This window comes from Novosphingobium sp. (assembly GCF_041915465.1).
Taxonomy (GTDB): domain Bacteria; phylum Pseudomonadota; class Alphaproteobacteria; order Sphingomonadales; family Sphingomonadaceae; genus Novosphingobium.
Genome location: NZ_JAYSBK010000103.1, coordinates 1 through 10,362 on the forward strand (window position 1 = coordinate 1; position 10,362 = coordinate 10,362).

Consider the following 10,362-nt stretch of genomic DNA (forward strand, 5'->3'; position numbering starts at 1 on the left):
GGCGGCTGGCTGCTGGTCTTCGCGCGCGGACAGCTTGAGGAACTGATCGGCCTCGTCCGCAATCGCTGACGCAATTGGTTCAGCCGCGCGGCAGGGAGGCGATCACCTGCCGTGCCGCATCGGCATAGCGCCCGGCGTGATAGCGGTTGGTGCCGAGGAAGTGGACGATCGCGGCATCTGCCGGAATGTCTTGCTGCCAATAGTTGAGATAGCGATCATAGGGCAGGATCAGCGGATCCGCCTCGTTCGCGATCACGAAGTTCGAGGTGACCTGTTCGCTGCCCCATTCCCGCCAGCGCAGTCCAATCAGCCGCTCGGCCTCGGCGCTGAAGGCTTCGGCAAGCAGGCGGCCCTCGCCCGATGGCGCGAACCCGGCAAAGCCCGAACAGCCGCGCACATAGCGAACGCGGTCGCGCGGCGCGATCCGCACATTTTCCATCGCGGCCTCGATCACCCATTGCATGTGGGGCGCGCCGCCATCCATGTGCGCACGGGCGAAGGCTGCCACTTCGGCGGGGGCAAGCAATTCGCTGTCCGGCCCACCGCGCAGGGTAAAACTGCGCCCAGCCGCGACCGCCTCGGCCACTTCGTCGACTCGCCCAAGCACGACCACATCGGAATCGAGCTGGATAACATAGGCGCCGCGCCGCAGATCGAGGATCGTCAGCAGGCGCTCCCATGTCCCGCCGCGCTGGCAAGGCCCGGTATCGACCGAAGCGATCGGAATGATCGGCGGCCGGTCGCAATGATGCGCCAGCACCGCCTTGTCACGCGGGGTCAGCGTCCCATCGTCAAGGATCACGATCCGCCCGCGCCCGAGCCGCGCATGGAGCGATTTGACGGCAAGCAGATAGGGCAGCAGGACCCGGGTACCGATCATCGAGAGCAGCACCACGCCATCATCCTGCGCGGCGATGGGCGCCGTCGACAGGATGCCGCGCGCGGCATGCATCAACTGCAGTTCGCGCAGGCGGCGAACGATCCGGTCGGTCAACTGAACCATTGAGCCCCCCTAGCAGCACCGCCTTAAACAAAGGCAAACCTCGACCGGTGGCCCGATCAATCGACCGGCAACATGGCCCAGTCCGCGTCCGCGTGATATGGTTACGGGAAATCGGGAAGGATGAACGATGGCGATGCACCCGTTGCTGCTGCCGTTATTGCCGCTGATGGCAGCGCTGCCCCTGCTTGCAGGACAGGACGGCATTCAGCAAGTCTCCGATGTCGACGTGATCGCGATCGGCAAGGATGGCTATAACCGCATGACCGTGCCGGTACGGCTGCAGGAACAGGGCCCGTTCCGCTTCATGATCGATACCGGATCGCAAAACACGGTCATCTCGACCGGGCTGGCCAGTCAGCTTGCCCTGAAGCCCTCGGCAAAGGCGACCCTGGTTGGCGTGGCCGGAACGACCGAGGTCGATACGGTGCAGATCGAACAGCTCGATCTGGGGCGCCGCTCATATTACGGGCTGCTCTCCCCCGTGCTCGAAAGCGGGGACATGGGCGCAGACGGGATCCTGGGGCTCGACAGCTTGCAGGGCCAGCGCGTGCAGATCGACTTTCGTAAGGGCTTCATCGCGGTTGACGATGCCAAGGCGCTGGGCGGCAACGCGGGTTATGAAATCGTCGTCACCGCGCGGCGCAAGTCCGGCCAGTTGATCATGACCGAAGCCACGATCGACGGGGTCCGTGTGAACGTGGTGATCGACACCGGCTCGGAAACCTCGGTCGGCAATCGAGCGCTGCAACGCGCCCTCGAAAAGCGCACGGTTCACGGGCAGATAACGCTCCATTCGGTGACCGGCCAGTCGATCATCGCCGACATGGGCTTTGCCCGCGCCCTGCAAATCGACCAAGTGACCTTCGCCAATGTACTGATCGCTTATGCCGATACGCCGGCCTTCACCGCAATGGCGCTCGACAAGAAGCCCGCGCTGCTGCTCGGTATGCGCGATCTGCGGGCGCTCGATCGGGTCGCGATCGACTTCTCGACCCGGCGCATCTATTTCGATCTGCCTAAGGACGCGTTCTAGCTTTCCCTTCCGTTTTGGCGGCAGGCTCCTACATGGGGGCAATGCCGCCAGACGTTCCAGCCGCCGCCTCCAAGAATGCCCGCCACGATGGCTGGGGCACGCTCAGCCGCTTCCTGCCCTACCTGTGGCCGCGCGACAATCCGGCGCTGCGGGTGCGGATCGTTGCCGCGGTCGGTCTGATCCTGCTCTCAACCGCGACGCAGTTCGTGCTGCCCTATCTGCTGAAGTGGGCGGTCGATGCGATGAACATCACCGGCGCACGTGTGCTGACCTTCGCGCTGCTGTATGTGCTGGCTTATGCGGCGGGCCGGTTCGGCGGGGTGGTGTTCGACAACCTGCGCAACATCGTGTTCGAGCGCGTGGGCCAGGACGCAACCCGGCAACTCGCTGAAAACGTCTTTGCCCGGCTGCACCGCCTGTCGCTGCGTTTTCATCTGGCGCGCCGCACCGGCGAAGTGACCAAGGTGATCGAGCGCGGGACCAAGAGCATCGACACGATGCTCTATTTCATGCTGTTCAACATCGCGCCCACGGTGATCCAGCTGATCGGCGTGGCGGTGATCTTCTACCTCAATTTCGGCTGGCAACTGGTCGCAGCGACCGCACTGGCGGTGGCGGCCTATATATATGTCACTCGCGCGATCACCGAATGGCGCACGCACCTGCGCGAGGCGATGAACCGGCTGGACGGACAGGCCCTCTCGCGCGCGGTCGATTCGCTGCTCAATTACGAGACGGTGAAGTACTTTGGCGCCGAGGCGCGCGAGGAAGAACGCTATGCCCAGGCAACCCGCGCCTATGCCCAGGCGGCGGTCAAAAGCGAGAACAGCCTCGGCCTGCTCAACATCGCGCAGGCGCTGGTGGTGAACCTGCTGATGGCCGGCGCGCTGGCCTATACCACCTGGGGCTGGGCGCAGGGCCGCTACAGCGCGGGCCAGCTGGTCTTCGTGCAGACCTTCCTCACCCAGCTGTTCCGCCCGCTCGACATGCTGGGCATGGTCTATCGCACGATCCGGCAGGGTCTGATCGACATGGCCGAGATGTTCCGCCTGCTCGACACCCCCGTCGAAGTCGCCGACGCCCCCGGCGCCCCCGCGCTGGTGGTCAGCCGCCCGACGCTGGTGTTCGACAACGTGGTGTTCGGTTACGAGCCGGACCGCACGATCCTCAAAGGGCTGAGCTTCGAGGTTCCGGCCGGATCGCAGGTCGCCATCGTCGGCCCTTCGGGCGCGGGCAAGAGCACGATCGCGCGGCTGGTGTTCCGCTTCTACGATCCGCAATCGGGCCGCATCCTGATCGACGGGCAGGACATCCGCGAAGTGACGCAGGCGAGCCTGCGCCAGCACATCGGCATCGTCCCGCAGGATTCGGTGCTGTTCAACGACACCATCGGCTACAACATTGCCTATGGCCGTGACGGCGCCGGGCAGGCCGAGGTCGAAGAGGCCGCGCGCGGGGCCGCCCTGATGGACCTGATCGAACGCCTGCCGGCGGGGTTCGACACCGAGGTGGGCGAACGCGGGCTGAAACTCTCCGGCGGGGAAAAGCAGCGCGTGGCGATTGCCCGCACGCTGGTGAAGAACCCGCCGATCCTGCTGCTGGACGAGGCAACCAGCGCGCTCGACACCCGCACCGAGCAGGACATCCTCGCCACCCTGCACCGGGTCAGCACGGGCCGCACCTCGCTCTCCATCGCGCACCGGCTCTCGACGATTGCTGATGCCGACCGGATCTTCGTGCTTAACGACGGCCAGCTTGCTGAAAGCGGCACCCACGCAGAGCTCTTGCGCCGTGATGGGCTCTATGCCGAAATGTGGGCGCGTCAGGCCGAGGCGGTTGAGGAGGCTGCGGAAGCGGCGGAGTAGCCTACTTCACCACGTCCGCTTCATGCCAGACCACGGCTTGGGCTGCCTTCATGCAGTTTTCCGCCGTGTCCCACGCCAGCGTGGGCGAGCCATAGAGCCGCCAGCCCTGCGCCAGCGCCTCGGACACGCGCTCGCAAAAGGCGCGGTCGTCCTTGCCGGTGAGCAGGCGGTAGATCGGGCGGTCTTCGGGGGTCTGGTACATCGGCTATCCTCGGTTCAGAGGATATACTTGCTGAGATCCGTGTCCTTGGCCAGCCCCGTCAACCGCGCCTGGACATAGGCGGCATCGACCGTCACCGTCTCGCCGGTGCGGTCTTCGGCCTCGAAGCTCAGGTCTTCGAGCAGCTTTTCCATCACAGTCTGAAGTCGCCGAGCGCCGATGTTCTCGACCGATTCGTTGACCTGCGCGGCGATCTTGGCGACTTCGGCAATCGCATCGGCGGTGATGTCGAGCGTCACCTGCTCAGTCTCGAGCAGTGCCTTGTACTGCTGTACCAGGTTGGCCCGCGTTTCGCCGAGGATGCGCACGAAGTCTTCTTCGCTCAGCGCCGCAAGCTCGACCCTGATCGGCAGGCGGCCCTGCAGTTCGGGGAGGAGATCGCTGGGCTTCGCCACATGGAACGCGCCGCTTGCGATGAACAGCACGTGGTCGGTCTTCATCGGGCCGTACTTGGTGGCCACCGTCGTGCCCTCGATCAGCGGCAGCAAATCGCGCTGCACGCCTTCGCGGGAAACCGAACCGCCGCGCACGTCGGACACGGCGATCTTGTCGATCTCGTCGAGGAAGACGATCCCGTTGGCCTCGGCATTGGCGAGCGCAACGCGGGCGACATCGTCCTGGTCCATGCGGCGTTCGGATTCCTCGTCGACCAGCTTGGTCCAGGCATCCGGCACCTTGAGCTTGCGGCGCTTGAGGTTCTGCTTGCCCATCGCCTTTGACATCATGTCGCCCAGGTTGATCATGCCGATCCCGCCGGGCATTCCGGGGATCTCCATGCCGCCCATCGGGCTGTCTTCCACCTCGATCTCGACCTCGACGCTGTCCATCGCCTTTTGCTCGATCCGCTGGCGGAAGCTTTCGCGGGTCGCCTCCGAAGCGCCGTCACCGACCAGCGCCTTTAGTAGCCGGTCCATCGCGGCCTTTTCGGCGGCCTCGCGCACGGCTTCGCGGCGGCGGTCCTTTTCAAGGCGGATCGCTTCTTCGGCGAGATCGCGGGCGATCTGCTCCACATCGCGGCCGACATAGCCGACTTCGGTGAACTTGGTCGCCTCCACCTTCACGAACGGCGCATCGGCGAGCTTGGCCAGACGGCGGCTGATCTCGGTCTTGCCGCAGCCGGTCGGCCCGATCATCAGGATGTTCTTGGGCGTCACCTCGTTGCGCAGTTCCGCGCCAAGCCGCTGGCGGCGCCAGCGATTGCGCAGGGCCACGGCCACGGCGCGTTTCGCCTCGGCCTGGCCAATGATGTGTTCGTCGAGCGCGCGGACGATCGCCTTGGGGGTGAGGTTGTCGTTCATCGGGATCAGACTTCTTCCAGCGTCACGCGGTCGTTGGTGAAAACGCAGACTTCGGCGGCAACCTGCATGGCGCGCCGGGCGATCTTTTCCGCGTCCTGTTCGTAATCGGTCAGCGCACGGGCGGCGGCGAGCGCGTAGTTTCCGCCCGAACCGATCGCGGCAATGCCGCCTTCGGGCTCCAGCACGTCACCATTGCCCGTCAGCACCAGCATCGTTTCCTTGTCGGCCACGATCATCAGGGCTTCAAGATTGCGCAGGTACTTGTCGGTGCGCCAGTCCTTGGCGAGTTCGACGGCGGCGCGCATCAGTTGGCCGCGATGTTGTTCGAGCTTTTTTTCGAGCCGTTCGAACAAGGTGAAGGCATCTGCGGTAGCGCCCGCGAATCCCGCGACGACGCTGCCGTCGCCGATCCGCCGCACCTTGCGCGCGTTCGGCTTCATCACCGTGTTGCCCATGGAAACCTGACCATCCCCGGCAATGACGGTGCGCCCGCCCTTTTGCACGCCGATGATGGTTGTGCCGTGCCACTGCACCAGGCCGTGGCTTTCGTGTGAACTGCTCATGCTCCGGGATATATGGTCGATCCCGGTGGGTTCAAGTTAGCTGCCGTTCGGCCCGCCGGCACCCTGGTTGCCCATGCCCGCCGCGCCGACCGTGCCGATGTTACCGAACAGGTCTTCGAGGAACGACCGGTCGCGGCCCAGCGTCGGCGTCTTGTCACCATCGGGGTTGAGATTGACGACCTTTTCCATGCCCGAACGCTGAACGGCAGTGACGTTGCCCTTGTCGTCGAAGCTCACCTTGATGAGTAGCTGGTCCTTGGCGCGCGGACGGGTGAAGGCGGCCTGGCGGGTGTTGGTCGAGACATAGTACCAGTCCTTCGCGCCGAACTGGCTGACGAAGGTGGGACGGCCCAGGGTGCGTTCGACCGAAGCCTGATTGTCCACGCCCGGCGCGACCGAATCGAGCAGCGCGGCGTCGACGAGGTAACCACGGTGGTCCTTGATCGAAGCGCAGCCCGACAGGCCTGCCACCAGCATTGCCCCGATCGCTACACCGCGCGTGATCTTTACCGTAACCCGCATCTTGCACTTGCTCCGTCAGGCACACCGGGCATTGCCCCGCAGCCTCGTGTCCTTTATCGCCCCCGAGCCTTAAGCCCCCTTCGCGCGCCGCGCAATGGGCGCTGGGCTGGCCGCTTGCGGCAATTGCGTTTAATCCCCGCTGAACGAAGGAACCTGCACACCATGTCGCTGCTTTCCCGCCTGTTTGGTCCCCGCACCGATGACCGCGCCGAGGTGCGCGGGCTGTGGCACCGCGTGGTGGAGATCGCGCGCGAAAAGCAGTGGTATGCCGATTGCGGCATTGCCGATACCGTTGCAGGTCGCTTCGATACGATCACTCTTGTGCTTTCGGCAGTCCTGATCCGCATGGAAGGCGATCCCGCCCTGGCCCAGCCGCTCGCGCGCCTGACCGAACTGTTCGTCGAGGACATGGACGGCCAGCTGCGCGAAAGCGGCGTGGGCGACATGGTGGTGGGCAAGCACATCGGCCGTCTGATGTCGACGCTGGGCGGGCGGCTGGGCGCCTATCGCGATGGCCTGGCGAGCGATCATGACGCCGCGCTGGAAGGCGCGATAGAGCGCAACGTGAGCTTGAACGAGGGCGCCTCGCCCGCCCCGGTCGCCGCGCGCCTGCGCGCCTTGGCGGCAAGCCTCACCGCGCTTGACAATGCCGCGCTGCTCGCCGGAAAGATCACGCGATGAGTGAGTTTTCCCGCCCTTACGACCTGCGCCACCTGCCGGCGGAGCCCCAGGTGCTGGAAGCCAGCGCCGAGGAATGCGCCGCGCTGGCGGGGCGGTTCGATCTGGTGCGGGTGGACAGCCTGACCGCCACGATCACGCTGACCCCGGAAGGCGCGGTGGTGCGCGCCGATGGCCGCATCAAGGCCGCGATCGTGCAAAGCTGCGCGGTCTCGGGCGAGGACCTGCCCGTCAAGGTCGACGAACCGGTCGCGCTGCGCTTCGTGCCGCCTGGCACCGCGCACAATCCGGATGAGGAAGTCGAACTGGACGCCGACGAGCTCGACGAGATCGAGATGGAGGCCGAGGGCCGCTTCGACCTGGGCGAAGCACTGGCGCAGAGTCTCGCGTTGGCGATCGATCCCTTTGCCGAGGGACCGCAGGCCGAAGAAGCCCGGCGCAAGGCCGGGCTGCTGGAGCCCGATCAGACCGGGCCGTTCGCCGCACTGGCGGCACTGAAGAAGCAGCTGGACTAGCTCAGAACGGGATATCGTCGTCGAGGTCGTCGCCGAAGCCGCCACCCGATCCGCCGCCCGCACCGCCGCCAAAGCCGCTTCCGCCGCTCTTGCCGCCGCCATAGCTGCCGCCCGAGGAACCGCCGGTCTGGCCCCATTCGCCGCCGCCGCCGCGCTGGCCGCCGCCCGCGCCGCCGCCGCCCGGCGCGCCGTCGAGCATGGTCAGCACACCGCCCGCGCCGCCAACCGAAATCTCGGTGGTGTAGCGGTCATTGCCCGACTGGTCCTGCCACTTGCGGGTGCGCAAGCTGCCTTCGATGTAAACCTTGCTGCCTTTGCGCAGGTAGCGTTCGACCACGCCGACCAGCCCTTCGGACTGGATCACGACGCTATGCCATTCGGTGCGCTCCTTGCGCTCGCCGGTCTGGCGGTCCTTCCAGCTTTCGGACGTCGCGATGCGCAGGTTGGCAATGCGCCCGCCGTTCTGGAACGACTTCACTTCCGGATCGGCCCCAAGATTGCCGATCAGGATGACCTTGTTGACGCTGCCTGCCATTAACTTCCCTCTCGCGGACTACAAACCCAGAGCGACTGCGCTCCAGTAGGTGATTCCCGCGAAGACGTAGGCCAATCCGAACAGGTAGAGCAACATGAAGCCGGGCCATTTCCACCCGTTTGTTTCGCGCCGGGTGACGGCAATGGTGCTCATGCACTGGGGCGCGAAGACGAACCAGGCGAGGAACGCCAGCGCTGTTGGCAGGCTCCAGTTGTGGCGCAGCCGTTCACCCAGGGCCGCGCTCTGCGCGTTCTCGTCGCTGGCGGAAACGGCGTAACTGGTGGCAAGCGAGCTGACCGCCACTTCACGCGCGGCCATTGCCGGGATCAGCGCGAGCGCGATGTCGCGGTTGAAGCCGATCGGCTCGACCACAGCGCCGAGGCCATTGGCGATGTGCCCCGCAATGGAGGCATCGACCTGATCCTGCCCCTCGCCCGCCCGGGGGAAATTGAGCAGCAGCCACAGCACCACGGTGACCGTCAGGATGATGGTCCCGGCGCGGCGCAGGAAGATCCACGAGCGCTGCCAAAGCCCCAGCAGCAGATCACTCGCGCGCGGCAGCTGATACTTGGGCAGTTCCATGATGAAGCCGCTTGCCGATCCCTTGGTTACGGTACGGCGCAGCGCGAGCGCGGCCAGCATCGCGGCAACGATGCCCGCTACATACAGCCCGAGCAGCACCAGCCCTTGCAGGCCCACCGGCCCCAGCACCCTGGTATTGGGAATGAAGGCCGCGATGATCACCGCATAGACCGGCAGCCGCGCCGAGCAGGTCATCAGCGGCGCGACCAGGATCGTGGTCAGCCGGTCCTTGGGGTCCGAGATCGAGCGCGTTGCCATGATCCCCGGCACGGCGCAGGCGAAGCTGGACAGCAGCGGAATGAAGCTGCGCCCCGACAGGCCAACGCCAGCCATCAGCCGGTCCATCAGGAAGGCCGCGCGGGCCATGTAGCCCGAGGCTTCCATCGACAGGATGAAGAAGAACAGGATGACGATCTGCGGCAGGAACACGACCACCGAGCCGACCCCGGCCAGCACCCCGTCGGTCAGCAAGTCGCGCAGCAGCGACGGCGGCACATCGGCGCGAACTTTGGCGCTGAGCCAGTCAACCCCGGCCTGCAAGGCATCGGCAAAGGGCGTTGCACCAGTAAACACTGCCTGGAATACCGCGAACAGCAGCGCGAACAGCACGACCGGCCCGATCCATGGATTGAGCAGCAAGCGGTCAAGCCGCGCATGGAGGCGGTGGCGGGTCGTTTCCGAAAGGATCGCGGCATCGGCAATCGCATGGGCGGTAAGCCGGCGCTCGGTAAGCGTGGTATGCGGACGGTGATGTTCGGCGCTGCGTGCTTCGGCGGCGCCGATCGCCAGCGCCAGTTCGGCCAGGCCGCGGCGGCGCACGGCAACAGTCGGGATTACGGGCACGCCCAGCGCCTGTTCGAGCGCCGCCGGATCGATCACGAGGCCGTCGCGCTCGGCCAGGTCAAGCATGTTGAGCGCCACCACGGTCGGGCGGCCCAGCGCGATCACCTCTTGCGCAAAGACAAGGTGCTGTTCGAGGTTCGAGGCGTCGAGCACGACGACCAGCACCTGCGGCGCGGCTTCGCCTTCCTGTTCACCCAGGATGACCTTGCGGGTCACTTCCTCGTCCGGGCTGGTCGGCGTCAGGCTGTAGCTGCCCGGCAGGTCGGTAAGTTCGATTACTTCGCCGCTCGGCAAGGCCAGCCGGCCCGCCTTGCGTTCAACGGTAACGCCAGGATAATTCGCAATCTTCTGACGCGCGCCGGTCAGCGCGTTGAACAGGGCGCTCTTGCCAGCATTGGGATTGCCGACCAGCGCGGCGCTGCGCAGTTGGGTCATCCTAGCTGCCCGCAGGAACCAGCGGCTCGACCGCCATGGCGCGGGCATGGGCACGGCGCAGCGCCACCGTCATCCGCCCGACCGTGAGAGCGATCGGATCGCGTCCGCCAAAAACCCCACGATGCGCCACCGCCACGCGCGCGCCCACATCGATGCCCAGCGCCTGCAAGCGCTGCGCCTCGTCGGGAGCAAGCATCGACCAGTCCACCGCAATGACGCGGGCCCGCTGGCCGATAGGAAGGGTGTCGATGTTCATGAAATCGCGCTGCC

General features: G+C 65.8%; 12 protein-coding genes. 4 read left to right on the forward strand and 8 right to left on the reverse strand.

The genetic code is table 11. The annotated features are described in order from the left end of the window. Positions 1–79: 79 nt before the first annotated feature. On the reverse strand, positions 80–1,003 hold the full coding sequence (locus ACE3SN_RS14110; RefSeq protein WP_374531057.1) for a hypothetical protein: 924 nt from the start codon (positions 1,001–1,003) through the stop codon (positions 80–82). A 127-nt stretch (positions 1,004–1,130) separates the two neighbouring features. Here ACE3SN_RS14110 and ACE3SN_RS14115 point away from each other — a divergent pair, with 127 nt between their 5' ends. After that, positions 1,131–2,036: a retroviral-like aspartic protease family protein gene (locus ACE3SN_RS14115; protein ID WP_374531059.1), complete on the forward strand. Its 906-nt coding sequence runs from the start codon at positions 1,131–1,133 to the stop codon at positions 2,034–2,036. 41 nt (positions 2,037–2,077) lie between these two features. Next, a complete protein-coding gene (locus ACE3SN_RS14120) occupies positions 2,078–3,901 on the forward strand; it encodes an ABC transporter ATP-binding protein/permease (protein ID WP_374531077.1) in 1,824 nt (607 codons plus the stop codon). A 1-nt stretch (position 3,902) separates the two neighbouring features. Here ACE3SN_RS14120 and ACE3SN_RS14125 read toward each other — a convergent pair whose 3' ends face one another. From ACE3SN_RS14125 to ACE3SN_RS14140, 4 genes are read right to left on the reverse strand one after another with little or no spacing between them, the layout of a single operon-like run. Beyond that, positions 3,903–4,103: a DUF1737 domain-containing protein gene (locus tag ACE3SN_RS14125; RefSeq protein ID WP_374531060.1), complete on the reverse strand. Its 201-nt coding sequence runs from the start codon at positions 4,101–4,103 to the stop codon at positions 3,903–3,905. Between the two features lie 14 nt (positions 4,104–4,117). Next, positions 4,118–5,419, reverse strand: a complete 1,302-nt coding sequence (gene hslU, locus ACE3SN_RS14130; protein WP_374531062.1) for an ATP-dependent protease ATPase subunit HslU — start codon at positions 5,417–5,419, stop codon at positions 4,118–4,120. Positions 5,420–5,424: 5 nt separating this feature from the next. Beyond that, the gene (gene hslV, locus ACE3SN_RS14135) at positions 5,425–5,982 is read right to left on the reverse strand and encodes an ATP-dependent protease subunit HslV (protein WP_374531064.1); all 558 of its coding nucleotides are present in this window, start codon (positions 5,980–5,982) and stop codon (positions 5,425–5,427) included. 36 nt (positions 5,983–6,018) lie between these two features. Continuing rightward, complete coding sequence (locus ACE3SN_RS14140; RefSeq protein WP_374531066.1) at positions 6,019–6,504, reverse strand: outer membrane protein assembly factor BamE; 486 nt, start codon at positions 6,502–6,504, stop codon at positions 6,019–6,021. A 162-nt stretch (positions 6,505–6,666) separates the two neighbouring features. On the opposite strand from ACE3SN_RS14140, the gene ACE3SN_RS14145 reads away from it, so the two are divergent. Next, on the forward strand, positions 6,667–7,185 hold the full coding sequence (locus ACE3SN_RS14145) for a ubiquinol-cytochrome C chaperone family protein (protein ID WP_374531067.1): 519 nt from the start codon (positions 6,667–6,669) through the stop codon (positions 7,183–7,185). Beyond that, positions 7,182–7,697 (forward strand): DUF177 domain-containing protein, encoded by a 516-nt coding sequence (locus tag ACE3SN_RS14150; RefSeq protein WP_374531069.1) that lies wholly within the window; start codon positions 7,182–7,184, stop codon positions 7,695–7,697. The genes ACE3SN_RS14145 and ACE3SN_RS14150 overlap by 4 nt, the downstream gene beginning before the upstream one ends. 1 nt (position 7,698) lies before the next feature. Here the strand turns inward: ACE3SN_RS14150 and ssb are convergent, their stop codons facing one another. The 3 genes from ssb to ACE3SN_RS14165 all read right to left on the reverse strand — a co-directional run. Beyond that, positions 7,699–8,232, reverse strand: a complete 534-nt coding sequence (gene ssb / locus ACE3SN_RS14155) for a single-stranded DNA-binding protein (RefSeq protein WP_374531071.1) — start codon at positions 8,230–8,232, stop codon at positions 7,699–7,701. A gap of 18 nt (positions 8,233–8,250) precedes the next feature. Then, complete coding sequence (locus ACE3SN_RS14160; protein WP_374531073.1) at positions 8,251–10,092, reverse strand: ferrous iron transporter B; 1,842 nt, start codon at positions 10,090–10,092, stop codon at positions 8,251–8,253. 1 nt (position 10,093) lies between these two features. After that, on the reverse strand, positions 10,094–10,362 hold a 269-nt coding region (locus ACE3SN_RS14165; RefSeq protein ID WP_374531075.1), incomplete at its 5' end, for a ferrous iron transport protein A.

What these genes read in the sequence shown, in the direction of transcription:
- ACE3SN_RS14110 (WP_374531057.1), bottom strand. Translation starts at nt 1,003, where the DNA reads ATGGTTCAGTTGACCGACCGGATCGTTCGCCGCCTGCGCGAACTGCAG.
- ACE3SN_RS14115 (WP_374531059.1), top strand. Translation starts at nt 1,131, where the DNA reads ATGGCGATGCACCCGTTGCTGCTGCCGTTATTGCCGCTGATGGCAGCG.
- ACE3SN_RS14120 (WP_374531077.1), top strand. Translation starts at nt 2,078, where the DNA reads ATGCCGCCAGACGTTCCAGCCGCCGCCTCCAAGAATGCCCGCCACGAT.
- ACE3SN_RS14125 (WP_374531060.1), bottom strand. Translation starts at nt 4,103, where the DNA reads ATGTACCAGACCCCCGAAGACCGCCCGATCTACCGCCTGCTCACCGGC.
- hslU (WP_374531062.1), bottom strand. Translation starts at nt 5,419, where the DNA reads ATGAACGACAACCTCACCCCCAAGGCGATCGTCCGCGCGCTCGACGAA.
- hslV (WP_374531064.1), bottom strand. Translation starts at nt 5,982, where the DNA reads ATGAGCAGTTCACACGAAAGCCACGGCCTGGTGCAGTGGCACGGCACA.
- ACE3SN_RS14140 (WP_374531066.1), bottom strand. Translation starts at nt 6,504, where the DNA reads ATGCGGGTTACGGTAAAGATCACGCGCGGTGTAGCGATCGGGGCAATG.
- ACE3SN_RS14145 (WP_374531067.1), top strand. Translation starts at nt 6,667, where the DNA reads ATGTCGCTGCTTTCCCGCCTGTTTGGTCCCCGCACCGATGACCGCGCC.
- ACE3SN_RS14150 (WP_374531069.1), top strand. Translation starts at nt 7,182, where the DNA reads ATGAGTGAGTTTTCCCGCCCTTACGACCTGCGCCACCTGCCGGCGGAG.
- ssb (WP_374531071.1), bottom strand. Translation starts at nt 8,232, where the DNA reads ATGGCAGGCAGCGTCAACAAGGTCATCCTGATCGGCAATCTTGGGGCC.
- ACE3SN_RS14160 (WP_374531073.1), bottom strand. Translation starts at nt 10,092, where the DNA reads ATGACCCAACTGCGCAGCGCCGCGCTGGTCGGCAATCCCAATGCTGGC.